The organism is Rhizobium sp. R693 (assembly GCF_002211315.1).
GTDB lineage: Bacteria > Pseudomonadota > Alphaproteobacteria > Rhizobiales > Rhizobiaceae > Rhizobium.
Genome location: NZ_LOKY01000012.1, coordinates 201,075 through 226,367, shown reverse-complemented (window position 1 = coordinate 226,367; position 25,293 = coordinate 201,075). Strand labels below are relative to the sequence as shown.

The 25,293-nt window shown below is 60.4% G+C and carries 26 protein-coding genes and 1 pseudogene; 12 read left to right on the top strand and 15 right to left on the bottom strand.

Translation table 11 applies throughout. The annotated features are described in order from the left end of the window. Positions 1–42: 42 nt before the first annotated feature. Both ATY79_RS13000 and ATY79_RS12995 read right to left on the bottom strand, forming a co-directional pair. Complete coding sequence (locus ATY79_RS13000) at positions 43–1,332, bottom strand: RsmB/NOP family class I SAM-dependent RNA methyltransferase (RefSeq protein ID WP_088704077.1); 1,290 nt, start codon at positions 1,330–1,332, stop codon at positions 43–45. A gap of 153 nt (positions 1,333–1,485) precedes the next feature. Further along, positions 1,486–1,848 carry a septal ring lytic transglycosylase RlpA family protein gene (locus ATY79_RS12995; RefSeq protein WP_088691078.1) on the bottom strand — a complete coding sequence of 121 codons (363 nt, stop codon included), beginning with the start codon at positions 1,846–1,848 and terminating at the stop codon, positions 1,486–1,488. Positions 1,849–2,450: 602 nt separating this feature from the next. On the opposite strand from ATY79_RS12995, the gene ATY79_RS12990 reads away from it, so the two are divergent. After that, positions 2,451–3,668, top strand: a complete 1,218-nt coding sequence (locus ATY79_RS12990) for an MFS transporter (RefSeq protein WP_088704076.1) — start codon at positions 2,451–2,453, stop codon at positions 3,666–3,668. Between the two features lie 7 nt (positions 3,669–3,675). Here the strand turns inward: ATY79_RS12990 and ATY79_RS12985 are convergent, their stop codons facing one another. Genes ATY79_RS12985 through ATY79_RS12975 form a run of 3 tightly spaced genes read right to left on the bottom strand, consistent with a single transcriptional unit; the run spans position 3,676 to position 6,401 of the window. After that, complete coding sequence (locus ATY79_RS12985; protein ID WP_088704075.1) at positions 3,676–4,548, bottom strand: SDR family oxidoreductase; 873 nt, start codon at positions 4,546–4,548, stop codon at positions 3,676–3,678. Continuing rightward, positions 4,548–5,696 (bottom strand): tRNA epoxyqueuosine(34) reductase QueG, encoded by a 1,149-nt coding sequence (queG, locus tag ATY79_RS12980; protein ID WP_088704074.1) that lies wholly within the window; start codon positions 5,694–5,696, stop codon positions 4,548–4,550. The genes ATY79_RS12985 and queG overlap by 1 nt, the downstream gene beginning before the upstream one ends. A 12-nt stretch (positions 5,697–5,708) precedes the next feature. Beyond that, positions 5,709–6,401 carry a glutathione S-transferase family protein gene (locus ATY79_RS12975; protein WP_088691082.1) on the bottom strand — a complete coding sequence of 231 codons (693 nt, stop codon included), beginning with the start codon at positions 6,399–6,401 and terminating at the stop codon, positions 5,709–5,711. A 249-nt stretch (positions 6,402–6,650) separates the two neighbouring features. Here ATY79_RS12975 and ATY79_RS12970 point away from each other — a divergent pair, with 249 nt between their 5' ends. Further along, a complete protein-coding gene (locus ATY79_RS12970; protein WP_088691083.1) occupies positions 6,651–7,448 on the top strand; it encodes an undecaprenyl-diphosphate phosphatase in 798 nt (265 codons plus the stop codon). Positions 7,449–7,556: 108 nt separating this feature from the next. Here ATY79_RS12970 and ATY79_RS30865 read toward each other — a convergent pair whose 3' ends face one another. The 7 genes from ATY79_RS30865 to dnaN all read right to left on the bottom strand — a co-directional run bounded on the left by ATY79_RS30865 (position 7,557) and on the right by dnaN (position 12,522). Further along, on the bottom strand, positions 7,557–7,709 hold the full coding sequence (locus ATY79_RS30865; protein ID WP_016552420.1) for a hypothetical protein: 153 nt from the start codon (positions 7,707–7,709) through the stop codon (positions 7,557–7,559). 284 nt (positions 7,710–7,993) lie between these two features. Next, a complete protein-coding gene (locus tag ATY79_RS12960) occupies positions 7,994–8,974 on the bottom strand; it encodes a complex I NDUFA9 subunit family protein (protein ID WP_088704073.1) in 981 nt (326 codons plus the stop codon). Positions 8,975–9,086: 112 nt separating this feature from the next. Beyond that, complete coding sequence (locus ATY79_RS12955; RefSeq protein ID WP_088691085.1) at positions 9,087–9,374, bottom strand: DUF1330 domain-containing protein; 288 nt, start codon at positions 9,372–9,374, stop codon at positions 9,087–9,089. Positions 9,375–9,398: 24 nt separating this feature from the next. Beyond that, the gene (pyrF, locus tag ATY79_RS12950) at positions 9,399–10,094 is read right to left on the bottom strand and encodes an orotidine-5'-phosphate decarboxylase (protein ID WP_088704072.1); all 696 of its coding nucleotides are present in this window, start codon (positions 10,092–10,094) and stop codon (positions 9,399–9,401) included. A gap of 1 nt (position 10,095) precedes the next feature. Then, entirely contained in the window at positions 10,096–10,683 is a 588-nt protein-coding gene (locus tag ATY79_RS12945; RefSeq protein ID WP_088704071.1) for a histidine phosphatase family protein, read from the bottom strand. A gap of 4 nt (positions 10,684–10,687) precedes the next feature. Further along, positions 10,688–11,281 carry a phospholipid N-methyltransferase PmtA gene (gene pmtA, locus ATY79_RS12940; RefSeq protein ID WP_088691088.1) on the bottom strand — a complete coding sequence of 198 codons (594 nt, stop codon included), beginning with the start codon at positions 11,279–11,281 and terminating at the stop codon, positions 10,688–10,690. Between the two features lie 122 nt (positions 11,282–11,403). Continuing rightward, positions 11,404–12,522 carry a DNA polymerase III subunit beta gene (dnaN, locus tag ATY79_RS12935; protein WP_088691089.1) on the bottom strand — a complete coding sequence of 373 codons (1,119 nt, stop codon included), beginning with the start codon at positions 12,520–12,522 and terminating at the stop codon, positions 11,404–11,406. Between the two features lie 270 nt (positions 12,523–12,792). Between dnaN and rsmI the strand changes: the two genes are divergently transcribed. The 9 genes and pseudogenes from rsmI (at position 12,793) to ATY79_RS31900 (ending at position 21,844) form a co-directional block, all read left to right on the top strand. Further along, complete coding sequence (rsmI, locus tag ATY79_RS12930; protein ID WP_088704196.1) at positions 12,793–13,695, top strand: 16S rRNA (cytidine(1402)-2'-O)-methyltransferase; 903 nt, start codon at positions 12,793–12,795, stop codon at positions 13,693–13,695. 42 nt (positions 13,696–13,737) lie between these two features. Then, positions 13,738–14,052, top strand: coding sequence for a YraN family protein (locus ATY79_RS12925; RefSeq protein ID WP_088704070.1), 315 nt, complete (start codon positions 13,738–13,740; stop codon positions 14,050–14,052). Positions 14,053–14,176: 124 nt separating this feature from the next. Then, positions 14,177–15,475 (top strand): extracellular solute-binding protein, encoded by a 1,299-nt coding sequence (locus tag ATY79_RS12920; RefSeq protein ID WP_088691091.1) that lies wholly within the window; start codon positions 14,177–14,179, stop codon positions 15,473–15,475. Between the two features lie 74 nt (positions 15,476–15,549). Continuing rightward, positions 15,550–16,431, top strand: coding sequence for an ABC transporter permease subunit (locus ATY79_RS12915; RefSeq protein WP_088704069.1), 882 nt, complete (start codon positions 15,550–15,552; stop codon positions 16,429–16,431). A 10-nt stretch (positions 16,432–16,441) separates the two neighbouring features. After that, positions 16,442–17,284 carry a sn-glycerol-3-phosphate ABC transporter permease UgpE gene (gene ugpE, locus ATY79_RS12910; RefSeq protein ID WP_088704068.1) on the top strand — a complete coding sequence of 281 codons (843 nt, stop codon included), beginning with the start codon at positions 16,442–16,444 and terminating at the stop codon, positions 17,282–17,284. 11 nt (positions 17,285–17,295) lie between these two features. After that, positions 17,296–18,393, top strand: a complete 1,098-nt coding sequence (ugpC, locus tag ATY79_RS12905) for a sn-glycerol-3-phosphate ABC transporter ATP-binding protein UgpC (protein WP_088704067.1) — start codon at positions 17,296–17,298, stop codon at positions 18,391–18,393. A gap of 103 nt (positions 18,394–18,496) precedes the next feature. Next, positions 18,497–19,006 (top strand): cupin domain-containing protein, encoded by a 510-nt coding sequence (locus ATY79_RS12900; protein ID WP_088704066.1) that lies wholly within the window; start codon positions 18,497–18,499, stop codon positions 19,004–19,006. 96 nt (positions 19,007–19,102) lie between these two features. Continuing rightward, the gene (gene gshB, locus ATY79_RS12895; protein ID WP_088691096.1) at positions 19,103–20,047 is read left to right on the top strand and encodes a glutathione synthase; all 945 of its coding nucleotides are present in this window, start codon (positions 19,103–19,105) and stop codon (positions 20,045–20,047) included. Between the two features lie 266 nt (positions 20,048–20,313). Then, positions 20,314–21,844: pseudogene (locus ATY79_RS31900) on the top strand (YifB family Mg chelatase-like AAA ATPase). Positions 21,845–21,897: 53 nt separating this feature from the next. Here ATY79_RS31900 and cysK read toward each other — a convergent pair. Together cysK and ATY79_RS12880 are read right to left on the bottom strand one after the other, a co-directional pair. Beyond that, complete coding sequence (cysK, locus tag ATY79_RS12885) at positions 21,898–22,860, bottom strand: cysteine synthase A (RefSeq protein ID WP_088704065.1); 963 nt, start codon at positions 22,858–22,860, stop codon at positions 21,898–21,900. A gap of 132 nt (positions 22,861–22,992) precedes the next feature. Beyond that, entirely contained in the window at positions 22,993–23,610 is a 618-nt protein-coding gene (locus tag ATY79_RS12880; protein ID WP_088704064.1) for a LysE family translocator, read from the bottom strand. A gap of 216 nt (positions 23,611–23,826) precedes the next feature. Here ATY79_RS12880 and ATY79_RS12875 point away from each other — a divergent pair, with 216 nt between their 5' ends. Further along, on the top strand, positions 23,827–24,345 hold the full coding sequence (locus ATY79_RS12875; RefSeq protein WP_088691108.1) for a DNA starvation/stationary phase protection protein: 519 nt from the start codon (positions 23,827–23,829) through the stop codon (positions 24,343–24,345). 15 nt (positions 24,346–24,360) lie between these two features. On the opposite strand, the gene ATY79_RS12870 is transcribed toward ATY79_RS12875, so the two are convergent. Further along, positions 24,361–25,257 (bottom strand): DMT family transporter, encoded by an 897-nt coding sequence (locus ATY79_RS12870; protein WP_088704063.1) that lies wholly within the window; start codon positions 25,255–25,257, stop codon positions 24,361–24,363. Positions 25,258–25,293 lie beyond the last annotated feature (36 nt).

Below are 25,293 nucleotides of genomic sequence, written 5' to 3'. Positions count from 1 at the left end.
AATGATTTTAAGAGTACTCGCCGCCGTTACCTGAGCGAATGCTCAGCCCTTCCTCTGCATGCGACAGAAGAAGAAACCGTCCGTATCGGTGGAAGCGGGTGTCAGCGTGATCGTCTTGCCGTCGGAGGAGCGCGGGCGTGGGCTGCCCTTTCCGAAGAGACCATCCCAGGCAGGCAAGGCGCTGACGATCTCGTAATCGCCATTCTCGGTGGTGAAGCGCCGGACCTGCTCCTCGTTTTCCTGTGGCAGCACCGAGCAGGTGACATAGATCAGCTCCCCGCCCGGCCGTACAAAGGCGCTCGCCTGCTTTAGGGCATCCTGCTGCTGGGCGGTGCGCTCGTCGAGATTCTTTGCGGTCAGCCGCCATTTTGTATCGGGCCGCCGCCGCCAGGTGCCGGTTCCCGTGCAAGGCGCGTCGACGAGCACCTTGTCACAGCGGTCGCTCAGGCCCTTCAACGCCTTGGCGTCGTCATGGACCTGCACATTGCGGGTTCCGGCACGCTTCAAGCGTTCGATGATCGGCGCGAGACGTTTGCGATCCGCGTCGTAGGCGTGGACCTGGCCCTTGTTGTGCATGGCCGCGGACATGGCGAGCGTCTTGCCGCCCCCGCCGGCGCAATAGTCAAGCACCTGTTCGCCGTCCTTGGGGAGCACCAGATCGGCAACGATCTGCGATCCCTCGTCCTGCACTTCGAACCAGCCTTTTTGGAACGAAAGCTCGGCTGTCACGTTTGGGAGCCGCGAGGCTCCTTCGCCGGCGGGAATCCGGATCCCGTATCGCGCGATCGCAGCCTCTTGTGCGCCGGCTCTTTCGAGCGCCCTGACCGTCTTGTCGCGGGTGGCCTTGAGGATGTTGGCGCGCAGATCAAGCGTCGGACGCCCTGCAAGAGCCTGTGCCTCGGCAAGCCAGCTGTCGCCGAAGGCACTTTCGAAGGAGGACTGGACCCATTCAGGGATATCGCCCTGAATATGAGCTGGAGCGTCGGTCAAGCGACGGCTGTTGAAAGCTAAGAGTTGCGCTTCTGAAAGTGGGGTAGGTGCGAACTTGTCGTCCGCGAGCTCCGCCGCAAGCGTTTCCGGTGTGAAGCCCCACTGCCGGAACATGACGGCGTAAGCGATGGAGGAGGCACTGTCGTCGTCCATCAGCCAGGCGTGGGACAGGCGCATGCGAAGTGCATCGTAGACGATGTTGCCGATCGCGGCGCGGTCGCCGGATCCGGCAAACCGATGGGCGAGGCCCCAGTCCTTCAATGCATCGGCAACAGGCCGTCTGCGGGCATCGATATCTGCAAGAACCGAAATCGCCCCTTCAAGCCGTCCGCCCAACCGCATTCAAACAGCTCCTATCGCCTGGATCAAAATACCGGGCTTGTGAACAATCCGCAGGAAGCGCGACAGACGCAGCGGATGGTACACAAGTCTAGACCGCGTCGTAAACGCGATTGGCGGCAAGAGCAAGCGACCCATTCGAGTACGGGAGAACGCTTAGCCTATGACTTCGTAGCAGACCTTTGCCGTGCCGGTGCTGACCATACCAATGTTCTGGGCGGCAGCGCGGGAGAGATCGAGCACGCGACCGCGAATGAACGGGCCACGATCGTTGACGCGAACGACGACACTGCGGCCGTTGTTGCGGTTGGTAACTTTCAGCTTCGTGCCAAATGCCAGTGAACGATGTGCTGCAGTATTGATGGCGGGGTTCATACGTTCCCCGGAAGCGGTTTTGGAGCGAAGTGCGTACCATGAAGCACCACCACAACCATTTGCAGCAAATCCTTCAACGGGAAGGATGGTAGAACAGGCTGCAATAGTTGTTGCGGCGACAATAGAACGGCAGATTTTCTTCAAAACGGATTGTCCCTCAACTGTTGAACTCGCGCCTTGTGGGCGGTGGGAGGGTTGAATCCGGCCAAGTGTGGCGAAAAAGTGCCCCCAATTATCACGGAATATTACAGAGCGTAACATTTGTGATGACTAGATGCGCGGCAGGGCGCCGTTGAAAATCAAGGAAATGGGAAAAAAGATAATGAAATCAAGTAAAATTCGAACGTTTTTTGCAAGGCCATATCCACGCAACTCAAGATCACAAAATTAACGAAAATAATTTTGCGTGATTGCCATAATTACTGCCCCATTTGAGCAAATTCAGGGGCTGTTAACCATAAACCGGTGCTGTATTTTGTGCGGCAAGCGAGCGAGGTAGAATTTTTCTGCCTTTTACCGATTTGCCCATGACGGGATTTAGCAACCGAAGGACGCAAATTTTGCAACCTGCTCCCGCTTGGCAAGCCGGGCTCCGATGCGCAAAGTGATACCGACCGCCCCTACATCAGATAAAAATCCGCAGGCCCTGTCGAAAACGACAGACCTCAGGCGTCTTTACCTTGCAAGGCCGCAACGCGCTAGCTGCGATGCGCCTCGTTTAGTTTTGGCAGGGAGGCTGCGAAGTTATGAGCATACCCTATCGTTGGATTATTGTTGCCGCCGGCGCATTGATGACTTGCGTTGCGCTTGGCGCGATGTTCTCGCTGGCGATTTTCCAGGAGCCCATCGCAATCGAAACCGGTTGGTCGCACGCGGGCATCGCGAGTGCGATGACACTGAATTTTATTGTCATGGGGATTGGTGGTTTCCTTTGGGGCACCGCAAGCGATCGCTTCGGTCCGCGCATTGTCGTTTTGATCGGCGCTGGCGGCCTTGGCCTGGCGCTTGTCTTGGCAAGCCGCGCGGGGTCGCTCCTGCAATTTCAGTTGACTTACGGCATTCTGGTCGGACTTGCCGCCAGCACCTTTTTTGCACCGATGATCGCGACGACGACCGGCTGGTTCGAGAAGAACCGCAGCCTTGCCGTCTCGCTGGTGTCGGCCGGTATGGGTGTCGCGCCGATGACGATCTCGCCCTTCGCACGCTGGCTGATTTCCGCCTATGATTGGCGAACCGCGATGCTGCTGATTGGCGTCACCGCCTGGGTGCTACTGATACCGGCAGCCTTGCTCGTTCGCCGGCCGCCGGCGGAAGCAGGCGCCGCCGCCGCCGCCCTCATATCGAACGGCGAGCAACCCAAGCTCTCGCAGGTGTTCCGCTCACCGCAATTCATTGTGCTCGGGCTGACATTCGCCGCCTGTTGTGCGGCGCATTCAGGCCCGATCTTTCACATGGTCAGCTATGCCACTATCTGCGGCATTGCACCGATGGCTGCCGTCAGCATCTACAGCGTCGAGGGGCTCGCGGGGCTGGGCGGACGGCTACTCTATGGCGGGCTTGCAGACAGGATCGGCGTGAAGCCCGTGCTTGTGGCCGGCCTGCTTGTCCAGGCGATTGCGCTGGCAACATACCTCTTCGTCAGCCGGCTCGGTGAATTTTATGTTCTGGCAATCATCTTCGGGAGTGCCTATGGCGGCATCATGCCGCTCTATGCTGTGCTTGCGCGGGAATATTTCGGCCCTCGCATCATCGGTACAGTGTTCGGCGCTGCGACCATGCTCTCCAGCCTTGGCATGGCATTCGGTCCGCTGATCGGCGGCTGGATCTTCGACACGTTCCACAACTACTCGTGGCTCTTCATCGGATCCGCGCTGGTTGGGCTCGGAGCGGCGGCGATCGCGCTGGCGTTCCCACCGCTCTCACGGGCAAAGACGACCGAACCGGCTCTCAGCGCCTCGGCCTGAGGCGCCGCTATCCTCGCCAGCTGTTGCTCTGCATCAGCTGTGCGAGGGAGGCGGGATAATTCGGGAAGGCGAATGTGAAGCCCGCCGCCTTGAGCTTGGCGTTCGAGACCCGCTTGTTCTCGCCGTAGAAGGACCGCGCCATCGGCGTGAGTTCGGCAGTCTCGAAAGGCTGCTCCGGCGGGGGCTCGACGCCTAGAAGGCGCGCGGCCTCGACAATGACGTCCTGTGGTGGGCCGGGCAGGTCGTCCGTCACGTTGTAGATGCCGCCGAGCCCGTGCGCGGCGAGAAACTGCGTCGCTGCGCCGATATCCTCGACCCGGATCCGATTGAAGACCTGATCCTTCTTGATCAGCCGTCGCGCGGTGCCACGTTCCAGATTGCAGAGGGCATTGCGGCCCGGGCCGTAGATACCGGAGAGTCGGAGAACCGCCGCCGGGATACCGACCTCGGTGCCGATGGCCATCCACCCATCTTCCGCTTCCAGCCGCTCCTTCGACCGGCCGGAAACCGGCGTGCAGGGCGTGTCCTCGGTGACCCAGTTTCCCTTGTGATCGCCATAGACGCCGACAGTCGAGAGGTAGCCGATCCACCGAAGCTTGGGCATCATCTCGCGCAACCGATTGCGCGTCAGTCCTATCAATGGATCGCCGCTTTCCCGCGGGGCAATGGATTGAACGAGACGCGTCGTATCGCGCATTGCCGCGCGCAAGTCGTTCCCCAGGGTTTCGCCATCGAAAAGGAACGCGTTAATGCCTTGGGCGCGCAGGGCAGCTGCCTTGTCGTCCGTCCGTGTGGTCCCGGATACGCGCACTCCATCAGCTATGAAGGCCTTGGCGATTGCCTTGCCCGAATAGCCGCAGCCGAAAATCATCACATCCATCACACAGCTCCTGCTAGCCGCCATTCGTTCAGGACATCGCTGTCCGACTCATCTGGCCTTTGTGCCGCAAAGGCAGAAAATTCACCAGCCTCGAGAAGGCGCGAAAGCGCCCACACCGCCATGCCCCGCACGACGGGCGAGGGGTCCTGCGACAGTGCCTGACATCGCTCGACAAATCGGCGGTCGCCCGAATTGCCGGCGGCGATGAGTACATTACGGATGAACCGATCGCGGCCAATGCGTTTGACCGGCGAACCGCTGAAGAACATGCGAAAGGCGGCATCGTCGAGGCTGAGCAGATACTCGATCGATGGCTCCTTCAGATCCTCGCGGGCCTGCAACTTCATTTCGGATGCCTCGTGGGCAAACTTGTTCCACGGGCAGGCGGCGAGGCAGTCATCGCAGCCGTAGATTCGATTGCCGATCAGCGGACGCAAAGCTGGATCGATCGGGCCCTTGTGCTCGATGGTCAGGTAAGAGATGCAGCGCCGCGCATCGATCTGGTAGGGGGCCGGAAAGGCATTGGTCGGGCAGATGTCGAGACAGGCGCGGCAGGAGCCGCAGTGGTCGACTTCGGGACTATCGATGTTCAGATCCGCGGTCGTGAACATCGAGCCGAGGAAGAGCCAGGAACCAAGCTCACGGCTGACGAGATTGGTATGTTTGCCCTGCCAGCCGAGGCCGGCGGCGGCTGCCAGCGGTTTCTCCATCACCGGAGCGGTATCGACGAAGACCTTCACATCAGCCCCGGCGCGCGCCGCAAAGCGCGTCGCGATCTCCTTGAGCCGTCCCTTGATGACGTCATGATAGTCGCGGTTGCGCGCATAGACGGAGATCGCGGCCTTGTCGGGCTTTGTCAGAATTTCGCGGGGATCCTCGTCAGGCCCGTAATTGAGGCCGAAGACGACAATCGACCGGACATCGCTCCAAAGCGTGCGCGGATCGCCGCGCCGGTCGCGGGTTTCCGCCATCCACTCCATCGTGCCATGCCGCCCCGCGTCGATGAATTCGCCAAGCCGCTCTTTGGCCTCCGGTATGGCATCGGGTCGGGTGATGCGACAGAGGTCGAATCCGAGAGCCTTCGCCTCCGAGCGAACGAAGGCGGTGAGAGTGTCGCGGCGTTTCTGTTCCTTGTTTTCCGTGGCCATCGAAGGCCCTCGTCAGAAATCCAGATCGGCGTAGTGCGAAACCGGTGTCAGACCGCGCACGCGTTCGGTAAGCAACGGCCGGAAGGATGGGCGTGACTTCAAGCGCTGATACCACTCCTTGACAACAGAAGCTTCCGACCAGTCGATCTCACCGAGATAATCGAGAATGGAAACGGCGGACGCCGCCGCCAGATCGGCATAGCTCATGCGGTCACCCGCCAGCCACTGGCGCGAGCCTGCGAGCCATGTGAGGTACTTCATGTGCTGGCGGATATTCGCCCGCGCCGTGCGAAGGATCTTCGAGTCGGGCGCGCCGCCTCCCTGGTCCGCCGTCATCTGCAGCTTGTAGACGCGCTCGCGGGCAAGCGGCTTGGTCACGTCGGTTTCCATCTTCTGCATGAACCACTCCGTCAGTCGGCGGATTTCGGCGCGCTGAAACGGATCTTCGGCAAGTAGGCGGCGATCACGCTTGAGCACGCCATGCGTCTCGTCGAGATACTCGGAGATCACGGCAGCGCCGCACAGCGCCCGCATACTGTCATCGACGTAGACCGGCAATGTTCCAGCCGGGTTCAGCGCGAGGAAGTCCCGGCGCTTCTCCCATGTCTGTTCCTCGATCAGATCTGCCTGATAGCCGTACTCCGTCAGGATCAGCCGAACGAAGCGTGATGCGGATGACATGGGGTGATGATAGAGCGTGGGCATCGATTCTCGGATTTTTGAGGGGTGTGGCACGTTGCAAGAGCGCGATCATTATAGCGCCCTAGTCATGACTCATTCGTTGAAGCTATAGGAGCTTGGCCCTTCCAATACAAGCGAGTCGGGTTGCGGACTGCCCGACAAAGGACGTCGACCTGCCCGGAAACTGTTTTTTACTTTTTCGCCCTGCCTTCGTCACTTCCAGACGCCATAACCCCACCGAACGCCCCCGACCAAACTCCACGGAGACAATTCATGGAATATGTGAACTCTATAATTCTAGGCATAATAGAGGGAATTACCGAGTTTCTGCCGATTTCGAGTACCGGACACCTTATCATCGCGGAGCAATGGCTCGGCCACCGCTCGGATATGTTCAACATTGTTATTCAGGCCGGCGCGATCCTCGCCGTCACCATCATCTACTGGCGCCGCCTGCTGGACCTGGTTCTCGGCTGGCGCGATCCGCGCAACCGTTCCTACGCCGCCAAGCTGATTGTCGCATTTCTCATCACGGCGATCCTCGGACTTGTCGTCAAGAAGCTCGGCTTCGAGCTACCCGAGACAGCGACGCCGATTGCCTGGGCACTGATCATCGGCGGTATCTGGATGATCTTCGCCGAATGGGCCGCGGCGCGCCGACCACCCCATAAGGAGATCACCTGGCTCGTCGCCATCCTTGTGGGCATCGCCCAGGTGGTTGCCGGCGTGTTCCCGGGAACATCACGATCGGGTGCGACGATTTTCGTCGCGATGTTGGCTGGTACCGGCAATCGTGCGGCAGCGACCGAGTTCGCGTTTCTGGTCGGTATCCCGACCATGTATGCAGCGAGCGCCTACGAATTGCTGAAGACCTTTAAGGATGGTGGAGCGGCAAACGAGGACTGGACGAGCCTCGGGATCGCTTTCGTCGTCTCGACGATCGTTGCTTTCGTCGCTGTAAAATGGCTGCTTTCCTATATCCGCAGCAACCGCTTTACGATGTTTGCCATCTACCGCATCATTCTCGGCGGCATTCTGCTCGGCATGGCGGCGACTGGGGCGATTGCCTGAGACGCGTGCTGATTGCCGCAGTCGCGCAACGACCGTGTGGATATAGCGGGTCTCAGCCTTTGATCGAACTGCGGATAAAGAAGAACCGGCGCGAAAGCGCCGGTTTTGTTATCGGCTGATGGAGCCGGTTTCGCAGGGATCGATGCCGTAGGCTGGCGAGCACTCACCCTTCACCGCTGCAACCGAACCGGGTGCAATGAAAGACCCTGCCAGAATAACCAGCGCCGCGCACGCAAACAGAAGCGCGATTGACCTACCCATCGAAGAAAGCCTTTCAAAAGTCGTTAGCGCGCCGTCAAGGCGCTGAGTCCATTGGGAGACGCGCGGGGTGTGTAGTCAGTGGAATGACAAATAGCAATAAATGTTCCTGCTAAATTTGGTGTTAATTCCGCTAATTTTTTCGTGCGGCTTTTATGCAACGAGTGCCTGCCGGACATGGAGAAAAAAGCATCCACAACTTGCGCGATTCCGGAAAACTCTTCCAAGAAAAATGCCGCCCGCGAGTTCGCAAGCGGCACTGCTAATTAGACGATAAGCAGTTGGCCTCAAGCGGCCTTGCCCGATCCGGTATACTGGCCGTGCGGACGATAGTGCACAAGATACGAGCCGATGACCGAACTCACCAGGGTTGGCGTGACGCCGATGCCCTTCAAGGTGCGGCCCTCGGCTTCCGCTTCTTTGGAGACGACGTTGTTCTTCTTCAGAAGACGTACCTGATCCGCGGTGATCGGCGGCGTGACGAACGGAACGAGCGAGGCAACACTGCCGATCAGCGAGGCAATGCTGAAAGGAAGCGAGACCAGGCGATTCTTGCGCCAGGTTGCCTTGAGCATCATTTCGAGACATTCGCGGAACGTCAGCACTTCGGGTCCGCCGAGTTCGAAGACTTCGCCTGCGGTCACCTTGCCCTCGACGGCCTTGGCAACGGCCTGGGCGACGTCGACGACATAGACTGGCTGGAATTTCGTCTTGCCGCCACCGATCAACGGCAGGAAGGGCGAGATACGGGCCATGTCGGCAAACTTGTTGAAGAAGCTGTCCTCGGGACCGAAAACGACCGACGGGCGGAAGATGATGGCATCCGGTTTGATCGCGTGGATCGCCGCCTCGGCGCGACCCTTGGTGCGGGCATATCCCGAATCGGAATGCGCGTGCGCGCCGATCGCCGAGATATGGATCAGTTTCGCGCCGACGCCGCGGGCCGCCTCGGCGACGGCACGTGCACCGAACTCCTGGACTGCTTCGAAGGAATTGCGGCCGGCCTCGTGCAGGATGCCGACGCAGTTGACGACAAAGTCGGCGCCTTCGACGGCGCGGTCGACCGAGTTGCGGTAGCGCAGGTTCGCCTGGACGAAGGATATCTGGCCGACATTGCCGATCGGCTGCAGGAAGCCGGCGAGGTCAGGCCGGCGGACGGCAACACGAATGCGATAGCCGCGCTTTGCCAACGCGCGGACGATATGCCTGCCGATGAAGCCGGACCCTCCGAACACGGTGACGAGTGGCGGCAGGTTGGCAAGGGTCATGGCAGGCTCCTCGAAAGGCTCAATTGTTTGGTCGATCTGGTTTCGTCTTAGACCAATCGCGGTGCGACGAAAAGGGCTATCGCGCCGCAGTTCTCACCGCTGAGAACCCGTTCTAGACGCCTTCGACGACGACCATCTCGGCGTCGGCGACTTCCTGGCGGATTTTCGCCGCGATCTGGTATTCCGGCGAATTGTAGCAATCGACGGCGTGCTGCATCGAAGGAAACTCGATCACCACGTTGCGTGCCCGCGCCTTGCCTTCAAGCTCGGTGATCGCGCCGCCACGGGCGAGGAAGTTGGCGCCGTACTTTTCGAAGGCCGGCTTCGCCGCCGCGACATAATCCTTGTAACGCTCCGCATCGCGAACATCGACGCGCGCAATCCAATATCCCTTTGCCATCTTAGATGCTCCCTGGCTCACTGATTATTGAAGGGCAGCCGACATCTCGGCGAGGATCGCCCGGGCAGCTTCCTTCGGATCGGCTGCCTTGACGATCGGGCGGCCAACGACGAGATGGCTGGAGCCGGCCTGCAGCGCGGCAGCCGGCGTCATCACGCGCTTCTGGTCGCCCTTGTCGGCACCGGCAGGGCGAATGCCCGGCGTGACAAGCGCCATGTCGAGGCCGATGATCTTGCGTACGGCCGAGGACTCCTCGGCGGAACAAACGATGCCGCCCATGCCGGCGAGATGAGCCTGTTCGGCGCGGCGCAGGACCAGCGTATGCGGATCGTATTCGTAGCCGGCGGAAATCAGATCCTGCTCGTCCATCGATGTCAGCACGGTGACGCCGAGGAGGCAGAGATCAGAGCCCTTCGCGGCCTCGACCGCGGCCTTCATGGCCTTCGGATAGGCGTGTAGGGTCAGCATCGACATGCCCATCTTGACGATATTTTCAACGCCTGACGCGACGGTGTTGTCGATGTCGAGCAGCTTCATATCGAGGAAGACCTTCTTGCCGCTCTTGGCAAGGTCGCGCGCGAACTCCAGGCCACCGGCAAAGGCGAGCTGATAGCCGATCTTGTAGAAAACGACGTCGTCGCCAAGCGTATCGACGATCTTTTCGGCTTCGCCAAGCGTTGGAACATCCAGCCCGACGATCAGGCGTTCGCGTGCATCCATCTCACATCCATCCATGCCACTCTTCGATGGGCGTCCAGTCGCACGATAGCCGCTGATCCGCAAGGCTGAAACAATAGAGATTGCCACCGCCGCCCGGCTGGTCGCCGTCGCGTTGGATGGGGCGACCCTGCAGATGACACTTCAGCAACGTGCCGACACCCCCATGCCCGATGAAAGCAACAGGCGAGGTGGGATCGTGCGACGCGAGAATATCGGTGACGGCCGAGACAATCCGCCGTTGCGCGTCGATGGCGCGTTCCCAGCCCCTGAAGCTCTCTGCGGGATGCGCAAAGAACCAGTCGGCCGCCTTCTCGAACTCCGGCGGCGGCAGGAAGCCGGTTGCCGAGCGGTCGTTTTCATGCATGCCGTGGACGATCTCGATGGTCAGCCCTGCCGTGGCGGCAAGGATCTCGGCGGTCTCGATCGCCTTCGTCTCGTCGCTGGAAATGATGCGCCGCAACTGCTTTGCCCAGTCGCTTTCGGCCGCTTTGTGGGCGCGCGTAGCGCCAATCTCCGACAGCCCCCATTTTGGTACGGGGACAGCCGGATCGATCTTCACTTGCGGATGGGTGATATAGAGGCCGAACAAAGGTTCAGCCGCGCCGGTAAATCCAAAGCTGCGCCGGCGGAATGTTCCGCACGATGAAGTCGAAGTGCTGTATGTGATAGCGATCCGGCCGCGCGATGATCGGCGAGACCGGGCCATAAGAGATCTGGACGACGGGGCGGCCAGCCGGCAGACGGTCGAGCAGACTTTCGAGAAGCGCGATGCGGGCCTGCATCGGGAAGTTCAGCAGCGGGACGGCAGACACGACGGAATCAAACTTCTGATCCTTCATGGCGCCGAGCGTCTTGTCGAGATTGAACGCATCGCCATTGATGAAGTTCACGCCCGGATAGAGTCGAACCAGGTGCTCGTAGAAATCCGTTGAATACTCGACGGCGACCAGGTTCTCCGGCTTCACGCCCCGTCCGAGAATCGCCTTGGTGATCGCGCCCGTGCCGGGTCCGAGCTCGAGGACTGGCAATCCGGAGTGCAGGTTGACGATGCTCGCCATCTTGCGTGCGGTAATGGAGGAGGTGGGAACAATCGAACCGACAGTCTTCGGCCCCTGCATCATTCCCTTGAAGAAGCGGATCTCTTCGTCAAACTTCTTGCCCAGCCGTTCCTTCAGGCGCAACGCCATTCCACCATCCTCCTAGATATGCAGCAACAAAGCAGCCCGGTCTTTAATTGCAGTTAGTCGGGCCGAAAAACAAGGCCAGACGTCGCAATTGGCAAAGTTTGTACGGCAAATGCGACGCGCGATTAGACGCGCATCGGCATCAGCACGTAGAGAGCGTCGTCGCCGGTCGTGTCGCGAATGAGCGTCGGCGAGCCGGCATCGGCAAGCAGGAAGATCGCTTCCTCGCCGGAAAGCTGTGCCGTAATGTCGAGCAGATATTTTGCATTGAAGCCGATTTCCATCGAGTCGGTATCATAGCCGACCGCGACTTCCTCGGTCGCGCTACCCGAATCCGGATTGTTGACGGTAAGCAGAAGCTGGCCGTCGGAGATGGCGAGCTTGACTGCCCGACCGCGCTCGGAAGAGATCGTCGAGACGCGGTCGACGGCCTGCGCAAACGTCGTGCAATCGACGCGCATTTCCTTGTCGTTGTTGGCCGGAATGACGCGCTGGTAATCCGGGAAGGTGCCGTCGATCAGCTTCGAGGTCATGACGATCGAGCCGATGCTGAGGCGGATCTTGGCGTCGGAAACTTCGACGGTCACGATCGCATCCGGCACATCGACAAGCTTCTGCAGTTCGCCCACGGTCTTGCGCGGGATGATAATGCCGGGCATGCCTTCCGAGCCGGACGGCGCATTCACGTCGGCGCGGGCGAGGCGGTGGCCGTCGGTTGCGACGGCGCGCAGCTTCAGGTCGCCCTTGCTCTCGATGGTGTGGAAGAAAATGCCGTTGAGGTAGTAACGGGTTTCCTCGGTCGAGATCGCGAACTGCGTGCGATCGATCAGCATCTTGAGGTCGGTCGCCTTCAGCTTGAAGGTGTGGCTGAAGGTACCGGCAGTGAGGTCAGGGAAGTCGGATTCCGGCAGGCACTGCAGCGAGAACTTCGAGCGGCCGGACTGAACCGACATCGAGCCGCCATCGGTGCTGGTCGCCAGCAGGACTTCGGAACCATCCGGCAGCTTGCGCACGATATCGTAAAGAAGATGGGCGGGAACGGTCGTTGCGCCGGCCTGTTCGACATTGGCTGGTGTCGCTTCGGTCACTTCGAGATCGAGATCGGTCGCCTTCATGTCGAGGTTCTGGCCCTCGGCGCGCAGCAGGATGTTGGACAGGATCGGGATCGTGTTCCGGCGTTCGACCACGCGATGCACGTGGTTCAGCGACTTCAAAAGGTTGGACCGCTCAATTGTAATACGCATGGGATGCTACCGCTTTCGACCGTTACTGCTTGAGCGCGCATGTTGCGCGCCGCAAGGAATGCTTTTGCCCAAGAGGGACCAGAGAGTGGACAGGCAAAATGGCAGGATTTTGCGACCGATTGCAAGAGGTACCAGCGGAAGCGTCAATGCAATTGCCGTTTTCCCGCGCAATGCTCACAGAAATCGCAGCGGCCTTGCCGAACTGCAAGACCTCGCCCATAAAGGCGCGAAGTCAAAGAAAGTGAAATTGTCTTGAGCAATGACGATGTGATGGCCGAAGGTGGCAGGCAACGCAGCTTTCGCCTGCACAATATGCCCATTCCGGCACGGCCGTTGCAGCCGGCGCTTTACCTCGTCGCGACGCCGATCGGCAATCTCGGCGACATCACGCTGCGTGCATTGGAAACACTTGCGGGCGCCGATGTGCTGGCCTGCGAAGACACCCGCGTCACCCGCGTCCTGCTTGACCGCTATGGTATTCAAAACCGGCCCTATCCCTACCATGAACACAATGCCGACGAGGCCGGGCCACGGCTCTTGCAGGCGCTGGAAGCCGGCAAGTCCGTCGCTCTCGTCTCCGACGCCGGGACGCCGCTGGTCTCGGATCCCGGCTATCGTCTTGCGCAAAACGCCATCGAGGCCGGCTATCGTGTCGTGCCGATCCCCGGGGCTTCGGCGCCGCTTGCCGCTTTGGTCGGCTCCGGCCTGCCCAATGACGCCTTTCTCTTTGCCGGGTTTCTGCCGACCAAGGACAAGGCCCGCCGCGATCGGCTGGCCGAATTCGAGGCCGTTCCCGCAACGCTGATGTTCTTTGAATCGCCGCACCGTATAGCCGCAACGCTGGCCGCCGCCGCCGATGTGCTCGGCGGTGATCGCGCCGCATCCGTCTGCCGTGAATTGACGAAGACCTACGAAGAGTTTCGGCGTGGCACGCTGGCGGAGCTTGCTGGCCACTATGCCGACGTCGACAGCGTCAAAGGCGAGATCGTGCTCGTCGTTGGTCCGCCTCCCGAGCGCGTTGTCGAAGCCGCGGATGTCGATGCGATCTTGGCCGACCTGGCCAGGACTTTACCCACCTCCAAGGCAGCCGCCGAAGCCTCGCGGCTCACGGGCATTTCCAAGAAGGAGCTCTACCAGCGCCTCCTCGACATGAAGGGTGGCGATGGGCGATAGGGCTGCCGCCAGCGACCGCCGCAGGCTCTCCGCCGGGGTTATATCTCCGAGTATCTCGCCGCAATCTATCTCATGCTGAAGGGGTATCGCATCGTCGCCCTGCGCTACCGTACGAAGCTCGGTGAGATCGACATCATTGCACGCAAGCGCAATCTGGCGATTTTCGTGGAAGTGAAGGCGCGCCGTGACCACATGAGCTCCATCGACGCGGTGTCGCCAACGGCGCAGAACCGCATCAAAGCTGCCAGCGATCTGTGGTTGGTGAGGCAACGCGATTATGCTGTGCTTTCGCAGCGTTACGACATTGTGGCCATCCTGCCTGGCCGCCTGCCGCGCCACTTTCCGAATGCCTTCTGAACTGCTTGCAATCGCGTGCAAAAAGCCTCCACTGTAACACTCCTGTCATCAAACCATTAAGGAGGCGTCATGGAAGGCCTCTATTGCACTCCTCACCCCAACAACTGGTGGAGAGGGATTAGCCATGTTCAAGAAGATTTCCATGGCCGCAATGGCGGTCAGCTTTTCGGCCTCGTCGTCCTTTGCTGCGACCAACATCACCTGGTGGCACGGTATGGGCGGCCGCAACGGCGAAGTTATCAATGAGGTTGCACAGAAGTTCAACGCCGCCCAGTCGTCCTGCGCTCTGACCCCGGTCAGCAAGGGCACCTACGAAGAAGCGCTTGCTGCCGGCATCGCTGCCTTCCGCTCCGGCGAGCAGCCGAACATCCTGCAGGTCTTCGACGCGGGTGCCGCAACCATCATCAACGCCAAGGGTGCTGTCGTTCCTGCCGAAGATCTGATCAAGGACGCCGGCTACAAGTTCGATCGCAATGCCTTCATTCCGGGCGTTCGTTATTTCTACGCTGCCGCTGACGGCAAGTTCGTCGGCATGCCGTTCAACTCCTCCGCTCCGATCATGTACATCAATCCGGAGGCGTTGAAGAAGGCTGGCGTCGAAGCCCCGAAGACCTGGGAAGAGTTCGAGGCGATTGCGCCGAAGCTCAAGGAAGCCGGCTATATCCCGCTCGTCCAGTCTCAGCTGACCTGGGAGTTCACCGAGAACTTCTTCTCGCGCAACAACATCCAGTTCGCCAGCAACAACAACGGCTACGACAGCGTCGTCGACACCAAGCTCAAGGTCACCGACCCGAACCTCATCATGATGTTCGAGAAGCTGAAGGCTTGGTCCGATGAGGGCTACTTCAAGTACTACGGTGCCGGCTGGAGCGACAACCAGAAGCCCTTCGAAGAAGGTAAGGTCGCCCTCTGGGTTGGCTCCTCGGGCTCCTTCGGCGGCCTGAAGAAGACGGCTACGATGCCCTTCTCGGCAACTTTCCTGCCATACTGGGGTTCGATCAAGGGTGCCGGCACCCACAGCTTCATCGGCGGTGCTGCACTCTTTGCGATGTCCGGCAAGTCGGCTGAAGAGAACAAGTGCGTTGCAGACTTCTTCCAGTTCCTGACCTCGCCTGAGATCCAGAAGTTCTACCACCAGGCAACCGGTTACGTCGCCATCACCGAGGCAGCTTACGAGCTCGCCAAGAAGGAAGGCTACTACGACAAGGAGCCGGTCGCTGAAGTCGGCATCAAGCAGCTGAAGCTGGAAGACGGCGAATGGTCGAAGGGCTACCGCCTCGGCTTCTACCCGCAGATCCGCGAAATCATGGAACGCGAATACGGCCGCATCTTCTCGGGCGAAACCTCCGTCAAGGACGCTTTTGACACCATCGAGAAGGAAGGCAACCAGCTCCTCGAGCGTTTCGCCAAGACGGCCGGCTGATCTAGCCGATTGCTGAAACAACGGTTCCGGAGGCGCCCGCCGTCTCCGGAACCGCTTTGCAAAAAGGTCCCGCCATGAAGCGCGTGCAGTTTTCGTCGCCAACGCTGCCTTATCTCTTCCTGCTGCCGCAGATGGCGGTCATTTTCATTTTCTTCTATTGGCCGTCCGTCCAGGCGGTCAAATCCTCGTTTTTCCTTGAAGATCCGTTCGGCTTCGGCTCCAGCTTCGTCGGCTTCGACAACTACAAGGGCGTTCTGCAAAGCGCTGAGTACCGCTCGATCGCCGGCTTCACCGCCATTTTCACGGCGCTCGTTACCTTCTTCTCGCTCTCGCTCGGCCTGCTTCTTGCCGTCAAGGCCGATGCCGTCATCCGCGGCAGCTCGACCTACAAGACGCTGCTGATCTCGGTGTATGCGATCGCTCCGCCGGTTGCGGGCCTGATCGGCATGATGTTCTTCGACCAGCACATCGGCCCGTTCGTGCGTTTCGCCGCCTTGTTCGGTTGGGACATGAAGATTGGCCTCAACTACTTCGACACGGCTTTTGCGATGGTGGTCGTATCCGTCTGGAAGCAGATCCCCTATAATTTCATCTTCTTCCTCTCGGGTCTCCAGGGCATTCCCGTTTCCGTTCGCGAAGCCGCGGCGCTCGACTGCCGCTCTGGCTTCCGCCGGTTCTGGACCGTGATTTTGCCGCTGCTGGCGCCGACCGCCTTCTTCCTCTTCGTCATCAACGTCACCTATTCGCTGTTCGATACCTTCGGCATCGTCGACGTGATGGTGAAGGACAAGGCCGCCAACAACCCGATCACGCTCGTCTACAAGGTCTATATGGATGGCTTCCGCGGCAACGACCTCGGCGGCTCCTCGGCCCAGTCGGTGATCCTGATGATCGTCGTCTTCGTGCTCACCGTCTTCCAGTTCCGCTTCCTTGAGCGGCGCGTTCACTACAATTGAGGAGCGCGGAATGTACCGTCTCAAGATATTCGACCACGTCATCCTGCTCTGCGGCGTCTTCGTGATGATGGCGCCCGTCGTCGTTGCCTTCTTCACCTCAACGCATGATGCCGCCGAAATCCATCGCCAGGGTCTGACCCTCACCTGGGGCAACCATTTCGCCGAGACCTACAGCACCGTGCTCAATCGCGAAGGCGGCTTCACCGGACAGGTGACAGGCATGCGCATGCTGATGAACTCACTGATCCTTGGGATTGGTTTTGCCATCGGCAAGATCATCCTGTCGATGCTCGCAGCCTATGCGATCGTCTACTTCCGTTTCCGGCTCGCAACTCTGTTCTTCTGGATGATTTTCACGACGCTGCTGCTGCCGCTCGAAGTCCGTATTCTTCCCTCATACGAGGTCATGCACCAGCTGCACTTGATCAACACCTATACCGGCATGATTGTGCCGCTTTTGGCGTCGGCCACAGGCACTTTCTATTTCCGGCAGTTCTACAAGTCGATCCCGGATGAATTGCTCGAGGCAGCGCGCATCGATGGCGCCGGTCCGATCAAGTTCTTCTTCGACGTGATCGTGCCGCTCTCGAAGACGATGGTGGCCGCCATCTTCATCATCATGTTCGTCTACGGCTGGAACCAGTATCTCTGGCCGATGCTGATGACCAACGACGAGAGCTTCTACACGCTGGTGCGCGGCATCAAGCAGATCCTGCTGGTCTGGGTCGGTGCGCAGATTCCCGATTACAACGAAGCCTTCGCCATCGCGATCCTCGCGATGCTGCCGCCTGTCATCATCGTCGTGGTGTTCCAGCGCTGGTTCATCAAGGGCCTCACCGAAAGCGACAAGTAAAGGAAACGCCGATGGCCGCCATCGAAATCAATCAGGTCTCCAAGATCTATACCGGGGACGTCCATGCGGTGAAGTCCGTGAACATTGACATCAAGGACGGTGAATTCATCGTCCTTGTCGGTCCCTCCGGCTGCGGGAAGTCGACGCTTTTGCGCATGGTCGCTGGGTTGGAGGAAATCTCCAAGGGTGAGGTCAAGATCGGCAACCGTGCCGTCAACAAGGTTGACCCTGCCGAACGCGACATCGCCATGGTCTTCCAGAACTACGCGCTCTATCCGCATATGACCGTTTACGACAATCTCGCTTACGGCCTGCGCAACCGCAAGACGCCGAAGGCGGAGATCGACGCCCGCGTTGCTGAAGCCGCCCGCATGTTGCAGCTTGAGGCCTATCTCGAGCGCAAGCCGCGCGCCCTTTCGGGCGGTCAGCGGCAGCGCGTCGCCATGGGGCGCGCGATCGTCCGGAAGCCGGCCGCCTTCCTGTTCGACGAACCGCTTTCCAACCTCGACGCCAAGCTCCGTGTTTCGATGCGCGGCGAGATCAGGCGGCTGCAGCGCCGTCTCGGCACGACCTCGATTTACGTCACCCACGACCAGCTGGAAGCAATGACCTTGGCCGACCGGTTGGTGGTTTTGAACGGAGGCGAAATCGAGCAGATTGGTGCCCCGCTCGACGTCTACCATACCCCGGCCTCCACCTTTGTCGCGAGCTTCATTGGTTCTCCGGCCATGAACCTGCTCAAGGGTGAGCTGCATGGCGACAAGCTCGCCTTGGGGCCAAGCGTGATCGACCTTGCGGGTCATGCGCCCGCATCCGGGCCCGTGACCGTCGGCATTCGTGCCGAGGACCTGCGCCTTGCCGGTCCTGGCGAACATGCCATGACGGTCGCGATAGGCTATGTGGAGGAACTCGGCTCCCAGCGTCTCGTGCACGGAAATCTTGGCGATCAGCAGCTGACGGCAGTCCTGTCTCCTGAAATAGAGTTGAAGTCCGAACTGCGGCTGATCGTGGCTGCCGAGAGACTGCATTTCTTCAACCATGAGACCGGGAAGCGCATCGGCGAAACGGCGTCTCCGCGGGCCGTCGCGGTGAAAACGGAAATCGCCTGACGTCTTCTGCTGATCGATCGCTCAAATTGTACGGACCGCCTGTACGGTGCCTTTACGACTCTCTGCTATCCCGACGCGGGTTTGATAGCGGCGGGGGTTGCTCATGGGTATTCATATGATGCTGGCAAGCGTGGTCGCGATGGCCGCGCGAGTGGTGCCTTTCCCGAATCTGCCGCAGCCAGAAGCAAAGACATTCGTAGCGAAGTCCGGGGACAACTTCGTCATGCACGTGACACCGATCAATCCGGACTGGATTGTCAGCGGCAATCCGCAGGCGCGCACCGGTGAACATTCCCGCAGCAACGACGATGCAGCCTATACGGCGATCTGGGACTGCACCGCCGGCGAATTCCGCTGGTACTTCTATTGGGACGAAACGGTGATGATCCTTGAAGGCGACGTCCATATCGTTGCCGAGGACGGCACGGAGCGCACGCTGAAGGCGGGCGACGTGGCGTTCTTCGCGGCGGGCACCTGGGCAAGCTGGCGCGTGGACAATTATGTCCGCAAGGTCGCGTTCCTTAGAAAGCCGTTTCCGAAGCCGGTTGCGCTTGCCTATCGGCTCCGCAGCCTGTTGCGCGGCGAGGCGCCGAAGAGCGGCATCGCGGCCTGAGGAATTCGCCCATCCGCCGCGCCGGACGTCATTGATTGGCGTTGCTTTCGGTGCCTCTGCAGCCTACATCTGTCCGGCATCAGCTAAGGGACGGAAATGGCCAAGATCAAGAATGTAGCGGTCCAAATGGACCATGTTGCCGGCATCAATATTGCGGGCGATTCCACCTTTGCGATGAGCCTGGAAGCACAGGCTCGTGGCTACAAGCTCTTCCATTACACGCCTGACCGCCTGAGCTTCAGAGATGGCAATCTGTACGCCACCGTCGAGCCGATGGTGCTGCGCGACGTCAAGGGCGATCACTTCGAACTCGGAGCGCCCGAACGCGTCGATCTCTCGACGATGGATGTCATCCTGCTGCGCCAGGACCCGCCGTTCGACATGGCCTATATCACCTCGACGCACCTGCTGGAGCGGATCCACCCGAAGACGCTCGTCGTCAATGACCCGGCCTGGGTTCGGAATTCTCCCGAGAAGATTTTCGTCACCGAATTTGCCGATCTGATGCCGAAGACGCTGATCACCAAGGATGCGGCCGAGATTCGCCGTTTCCGCGACGAGATGGGCGACATCATCTTGAAGCCGCTCTACGGCAACGGTGGCGCCGGCGTCTTCCACTCCACTAGAGACGACCGCAACCTGTCGTCGCTGCTCGAAATGTTCGGTCAGCTCTTCCGCGAGCCCTTCATCGCACAGCAGTATCTGCCTGATGTGCGCAACGGCGACAAGCGCATCCTGCTCGTCGACGGCGAGCCGGTCGGTGCCATCAATCGCGTCCCCGCTGAGCACGACAGCCGTTCCAACATGCATGTCGGCGGACGCGCCGAGGCGACTGAACTGACGGCACGCGAAATCGAAATCTGCAAGCGCATCGGCCCTGCGCTCAGGGAACGCGGCTTCCTCTTTGTCGGCATCGATGTCATTGGCGACTACATGACGGAGATCAACGTCACGTCGCCGACAGGCATTCGTGAGGTCCGCAAATTCGGCGGCGCCGATATTGCCGCCCTCCTGTGGGACGCGATCGAGCGGAAGCGCTAAGCGTCTCCTCGTAACCGCGTGCCGCAACGGGGGCGCGGTTTTTCGAGGGTAATCGCCCGTCTGCATATTTCCCACTCTACGCGATCCGGATAAATCGCCCGGCTTGTTCTGCCTCTGCAACCTGCCACAACCTGACCACATCGCTGGCTTGAATCTGTTCCTTTATTGTTCTTGGTTCATTCCGGTTTCTATGCCAGATTGCAATTGGCGACAATGATACGTCGTTAAACTGCAGTGTAGTGGGTTGCGGCACAGGGGATTGGGGCATGGTCGCACGCGTCAGCACGGTTGCATTTCAGGGCATTGAGGGTGTTCCGGTCGAGGTTCAGGTCATGGTCGCACCCGGGCGGGTTGTGACCCAGATCGTCGGACTTCCCGACAAGGCGGTGGCGGAAAGCCGCGAGCTCATGCACGCGGCGCTGCATGCCTCCGGCTTGGCGCTGCCCGCCAAGAAGATTACGGTCAATCTGGCGCCGGCGGACCGGCCCAAGGAAGGATCTCATTTCGACCTGCCGATCGCCCTTGGTCTGATGGCTGCCCTCCGCGCCATCCCAGCGGACGCGCTCTCCGATTACGTGGTGGTTGGCGAACTCAATCTGGATGGCACGATCGCTCCCGTTGCCGGGGCGCTGCCGGCGGCCATCGGCGCCAATGCCATCGGCAAGGGTTTGATCTGCCTGGCCGAAAGCGGCGCGGAGGCAGCCTGGGCAGGGCGTGATATCGATATCCTCGCGCCGCGCACCTGATTGCGCTTGCCAATCATTTTCGCGGCACGCAGGTTCTCTCCCATCCCGAACCGGCGTTCCGCGCGAATGCCGCCAGCCTACCGAATCTTGCCGACATCAAGGGGCAGGAGAGTGCCAAGCTGGCACTGGAGGTGGCAGCGGCCGGCGGCCATAATCTCTTGATGGTCGGCCCCCCAGGTTCCGGAAAGTCCATGCTTGCGGCGCGACTGCCCTCGATCCTGCCGCGCTATCGGCCGCCGAACTTCTGGAAGTCTCGACGATCCATTCGGTAGCCGGGCAACTATCTGGCGGAAAGCTCTCGGATCGGCGTCCGTTCCGCACGCCGCACATTCGGCGACGATGGCCGCCCTTGTCGGAGGGGGCTTACGCGCAAGACCGGGCGAGGCGTCGCTGGCTCATCACTGCGTTCTGTTTCTCGATGAGTTTCCCGAATTTTCGCCGCAGGCGCTCGATGCCTCGCGGCAACCGCTGGAGACGGGCGAATGCATCATCGCGCGCGCCAATCATCGTGTGGCCTATCCAGCCAACATTCAGCTTGTCGCGGCGAATGAACCCGTGCCGCTGCGGCATGGCGGGCGAACCCGGTCATAGCTGCGCATGCGGCCCGCGCTGCATGACCGACTATCAGGCACGGATATCAGGCCCGCTGATGGACCGCATCGATATCCGCATCGATGTGCCTGCCGTCTCCGCTTTCGATCTCATCCGACCGATGCCGGCCGAAGGAAGCGCGGATATCGCCCGCCGCGTCGCCCGTGCCCACGGCATCCAGCAAGCACGTTTTGAAGCAGCAGGGTCGGTGGGTATCGGCACTAACGCGAAATGTTCGACCGCCATGATCGAGAAATACGCCGCGCCGGATTCGGCTGGCGTGCAATTGCTCCGCGACGCAGCCGAGAAAATGAAGTTCTCGGCGCGAGGCTATCATCGCGTGCTGAAAGTGGCCCGCACCTTGGCTGATCTCGACGGGAACGAAACGGTGGGCCGCTTTCATCTTGCCGGGGCAATTTCCTATCGTATCGCAGGGGAACGATTGACGACGGCAGCCTGAAACGCAAAGGGGCGCCAAGAGGCGCCCCAGCTTCGATAGTAAGGAGTAGCTTTTTAGCTGCCGAGGCCGTCGAACAGGGCGGTCGAGAGATAGCGTTCGGCAAAGGACGGGATGATCACGACGATGTTCTTTCCGGCATTCTCCTCGCGGCTGCCGATTTTGATCGCGGCCGTCAGTGCCGCGCCGGAGGAGATGCCGACCGGCACGCCTTCGAGCTTGGCGACCTCGCGGGCAAGTTCCAGCGCCTCAGGGCTGCTCACAGTGACGATTTCGTCGTAGATGTGGGTGTCGAGGATTGCCGGCGCAAAGCCTGCGCCGATGCCCTGGATCTTGTGCGGTCCTGGCTGGCCACCGGAAAGAACCGGGGATTCCGCCGGCTCGACGGCCACCACCTTGATGCCGGGCTTCTTCGATTTCAGCACCTGACCGGCGCCGGTGATGGTGCCGCCGGTGCCGATACCGGAAACCAGGATATCGACCGCACCGTCGGTATCGTTCCAGATCTCCTCGGCTGTCGTGCGGCGGTGGATTTCCGGATTGGCCGGGTTTTCGAATTGCTGGGGGATAATGGCGTCAGGGAGGGTCGCCGCCAGCTCCTCGGCCTTGGCGATCGCCCCCTTCATTCCCTTGGGACCTTCAGTGAGCACGAGTTCGGCGCCGAGCAGCGCCAGCATCTTGCGGCGCTCGATGGACATGGTTTCCGGCATCGTCAGGATCAGTTTGTATCCCTTGGCAGCCGCGGCAAAGGCCAGCGCGATACCGGTATTGCCCGATGTCGGCTCGATCAGCGTCGTCTTGCCGGGTGAAATCTTGCCCTGTGACTCCAGCGACTCGATCATGGCGACGCCGATACGGTCCTTCACGGAAGCGATCGGATTGAAGAACTCCAGCTTGGCGAGGAGGTTGGCCTTGACGCCCTTCGCCTTGGCGAGCTTGTCGAGCCGCACGATCGGCGTGTCACCGATGGTTTCGGTGATCGAGGAATAGATACGGCCGCGGCCCGGTTTCTTCGACATGAGGCTCTCCCTTGGTGAAATGTGCGGAGAGAATAGGGTCAAAGACGGATGGAGGCCAGTGCGGCTTCATCCGCCAGACTCGGTCAGGCGAGAAAAAATCCTTTAGGAACCGGGCTTTGCCGAATGAATTTTTCAGGCCGCGCGGGTGGCAATGAAGGCTGCTGTGCCGGCGAGAATACCTGCGGCCGTCTTGTTCAGCGCCGCCAGCGCACGCGGCTGCTTGAGCATCAGCCGGGCGCGTGACGCAAGCAGCATATAGGGTATCAGAACCACCAGCAGGACGACGAAGGTGGTCGCCAAAAGGACGCCATATTCGCGAAGCCCGATGCTGTTGATGTCGATCAACGTCGGCACCAGTGCGACGTAGAAAAGCATGGTTTTGGGATTGCCGAGCGTCACCAGCAGGCCGGACAGGAAGCTCATGCCGACATTGCTCGCCTTCTTGGCTGCGATGTGCTGGGGCAGCAGCCCGGCCATCCAGAGCTTGTACGCGATGTAGCAGAGATAGAGCGCACCGGCGATCTTGATGACAATGAAGACTTCGGTGAACGTTTGTGCCACGAAGGCAAGCCCGAGAATGACGGCGGTGAGATAGGTCATATCGCCAAGCACAAGGCCGAGGCCCATGAAAAACGTCTCGCGAAAACTCGAGCCGAGCGCACGGGCGACGATCGCCGTGATGGCCGGTCCAGGAATTGCCGCCGCAATAAAGAGCGCCGCTGCGTATGCGAAAAGGGCGGTAAACGACATGACATGAGCTCCTGCTTCAGTCGCCTTCTACGCCTCGGCCCCATTGGTTTCAAGCATCCGAGTTCTGTCGCCGGGTTGCGCTTGCCGCTATTGACGCTCGCGATTGTGGTTCTAGTTCCAAGGCGGTGATTACGGCTGGTGGAAGCTGACAATCGAAGGCGATCTCTGCTCCGACACCTGCCAATGTCCGCCGCTCGCCAAAGGAGGAGACACCTGATGAGCCCCACCGCAGCCGAAAAGCGCAGACTCGCCCCGCTTGCCACACCGACGGATCTGAAGAGCAATGCCATTCAGGATATCTCGGCCGCTCTGGCCGCGCTGCTGGCGGATGTCTTCGCGCTCTACATCAAGACGAAGAATTTCCATTGGCATATGTCGGGACCGCATTTCCGCGATTACCATCTGATGCTCGACGAGCAGGCCGAGCAGATCTTCGCCACGACGGATGCGATTGCCGAGCGCGCCCGCAAGATCGGCGGTACGACGCTGCGCTCAATCGGCCATATCGGCCGCCTGCAGCGCATCAACGACAATGACGCCGACTATGTCACGCCGGAGGACATGCTGGCGGAATTGCGCGACGACAACAAGCAGCTGGTATCGCTATTGCGCGAGACGCACGATGTCTGCTCCGAGCATAATGATTTCGCCACCACGAGCCTGCTGGAAGTCTGGATTGACGAAGCCGAGCGCCGCACCTGGTTCCTGTTCGAGACGACGCGGCAGTCGAAGTAGCTTCGCTGGCAATGATCAGCCCGCCCGCGGGCGCAACAGCTGCGCGGGCGTCCAGCCGAGGTTCATACCTGCCGCGGCGACAAGGATGACGGCTGCACCGACCAGTTGCAGGGGCTGCAACGCATGTCCGAAAGCTACCCGGTCCACAAGGATCGCGGCGATCGGATAGATGAACGACAGCGCCCCTGTCAGATGGATCGGCAGCTTCTGGATCGCGCCGTAGAGCAGCACATACATCAGCCCGGTATGTACGACACCCATGGTGATCAGGATCGACCACGACTGACTGTCCCCGGGCAGGTCAGAGAAATTCATGGTCGGCAGCAGCATCAGCACGCCGGTGGCAACCTGGATCAGCGCGATAAGATGTGGCGGCGTGCCTTTCAGCCGTTTCGCTGCGAGCGCCGCGAGGGCGTAGAAGAACGCGGCGCCGAGTGCCAGCAGGATGCCGAGGCCGTAACCCTCGTGCCCGCCCGCGGTGGCCGGCTTTGCTTCGACGATAGCCGCCATGCCGGCAAAGGCCAGAGTCAGCCAGAACAGCTTTGTGGCGGTGATCCTTTCGCCAAGAAACAAGGCGCCCAGCGCAAGCAGCATGAAGGGTTGCGTGTTATAGACGGTCGTCGCGATCGAAATGGATGCATGGCTGTAGGATGCGAAGAGCAGCAACCAGTTGAGAACGATGGCGACGCCGCCGAAGACAGCGATGCCCGCCGATTTCAAGCTGATGATGCCCGGACGCAAAAGCCCCATACCGGCGCAGACGACGAGCAGGCTGACTGCGCCAAAGAGGCAGCGCCAGAACACCACGCCACTCACCGGTTGACCCGACATCACCACGAACCAGCCGATTGTCCCCGATATCAGCATTGCCGCGGTCATCTGGGCGGTGCCGGTGCGAATCTCGCTATTCATCACGTCTCTCCATCTCGATGGAGAAAGATTATTGTG

Excerpts from the sequence above, each read along its gene's own strand:
- ATY79_RS13000 (WP_088704077.1), bottom strand. The coding sequence starts at position 1,332 with ATGCGGTTGGGCGGACGGCTTGAAGGGGCGATTTCGGTTCTTGCAGAT.
- ATY79_RS12990 (WP_088704076.1), top strand. The coding sequence starts at position 2,451 with ATGAGCATACCCTATCGTTGGATTATTGTTGCCGCCGGCGCATTGATG.
- ATY79_RS12985 (WP_088704075.1), bottom strand. The coding sequence starts at position 4,548 with ATGGATGTGATGATTTTCGGCTGCGGCTATTCGGGCAAGGCAATCGCC.
- queG (WP_088704074.1), bottom strand. The coding sequence starts at position 5,696 with ATGGCCACGGAAAACAAGGAACAGAAACGCCGCGACACTCTCACCGCC.
- ATY79_RS12975 (WP_088691082.1), bottom strand. The coding sequence starts at position 6,401 with ATGCCCACGCTCTATCATCACCCCATGTCATCCGCATCACGCTTCGTT.
- ATY79_RS12970 (WP_088691083.1), top strand. The coding sequence starts at position 6,651 with ATGGAATATGTGAACTCTATAATTCTAGGCATAATAGAGGGAATTACC.
- ATY79_RS30865 (WP_016552420.1), bottom strand. The coding sequence starts at position 7,709 with ATGGGTAGGTCAATCGCGCTTCTGTTTGCGTGCGCGGCGCTGGTTATT.
- ATY79_RS12960 (WP_088704073.1), bottom strand. The coding sequence starts at position 8,974 with ATGACCCTTGCCAACCTGCCGCCACTCGTCACCGTGTTCGGAGGGTCC.
- ATY79_RS12955 (WP_088691085.1), bottom strand. The coding sequence starts at position 9,374 with ATGGCAAAGGGATATTGGATTGCGCGCGTCGATGTTCGCGATGCGGAG.
- pyrF (WP_088704072.1), bottom strand. The coding sequence starts at position 10,094 with ATGGATGCACGCGAACGCCTGATCGTCGGGCTGGATGTTCCAACGCTT.
- pmtA (WP_088691088.1), bottom strand. The coding sequence starts at position 11,281 with ATGGCGTTGCGCCTGAAGGAACGGCTGGGCAAGAAGTTTGACGAAGAG.
- dnaN (WP_088691089.1), bottom strand. The coding sequence starts at position 12,522 with ATGCGTATTACAATTGAGCGGTCCAACCTTTTGAAGTCGCTGAACCAC.
- rsmI (WP_088704196.1), top strand. The coding sequence starts at position 12,793 with ATGGCCGAAGGTGGCAGGCAACGCAGCTTTCGCCTGCACAATATGCCC.
- ATY79_RS12920 (WP_088691091.1), top strand. The coding sequence starts at position 14,177 with ATGTTCAAGAAGATTTCCATGGCCGCAATGGCGGTCAGCTTTTCGGCC.
- ATY79_RS12915 (WP_088704069.1), top strand. The coding sequence starts at position 15,550 with ATGAAGCGCGTGCAGTTTTCGTCGCCAACGCTGCCTTATCTCTTCCTG.
- ugpE (WP_088704068.1), top strand. The coding sequence starts at position 16,442 with ATGTACCGTCTCAAGATATTCGACCACGTCATCCTGCTCTGCGGCGTC.
- ugpC (WP_088704067.1), top strand. The coding sequence starts at position 17,296 with ATGGCCGCCATCGAAATCAATCAGGTCTCCAAGATCTATACCGGGGAC.
- ATY79_RS12900 (WP_088704066.1), top strand. The coding sequence starts at position 18,497 with ATGGGTATTCATATGATGCTGGCAAGCGTGGTCGCGATGGCCGCGCGA.
- gshB (WP_088691096.1), top strand. The coding sequence starts at position 19,103 with ATGGCCAAGATCAAGAATGTAGCGGTCCAAATGGACCATGTTGCCGGC.
- cysK (WP_088704065.1), bottom strand. The coding sequence starts at position 22,860 with ATGTCGAAGAAACCGGGCCGCGGCCGTATCTATTCCTCGATCACCGAA.
- ATY79_RS12880 (WP_088704064.1), bottom strand. The coding sequence starts at position 23,610 with ATGTCGTTTACCGCCCTTTTCGCATACGCAGCGGCGCTCTTTATTGCG.
- ATY79_RS12875 (WP_088691108.1), top strand. The coding sequence starts at position 23,827 with ATGAGCCCCACCGCAGCCGAAAAGCGCAGACTCGCCCCGCTTGCCACA.
- ATY79_RS12870 (WP_088704063.1), bottom strand. The coding sequence starts at position 25,257 with ATGAATAGCGAGATTCGCACCGGCACCGCCCAGATGACCGCGGCAATG.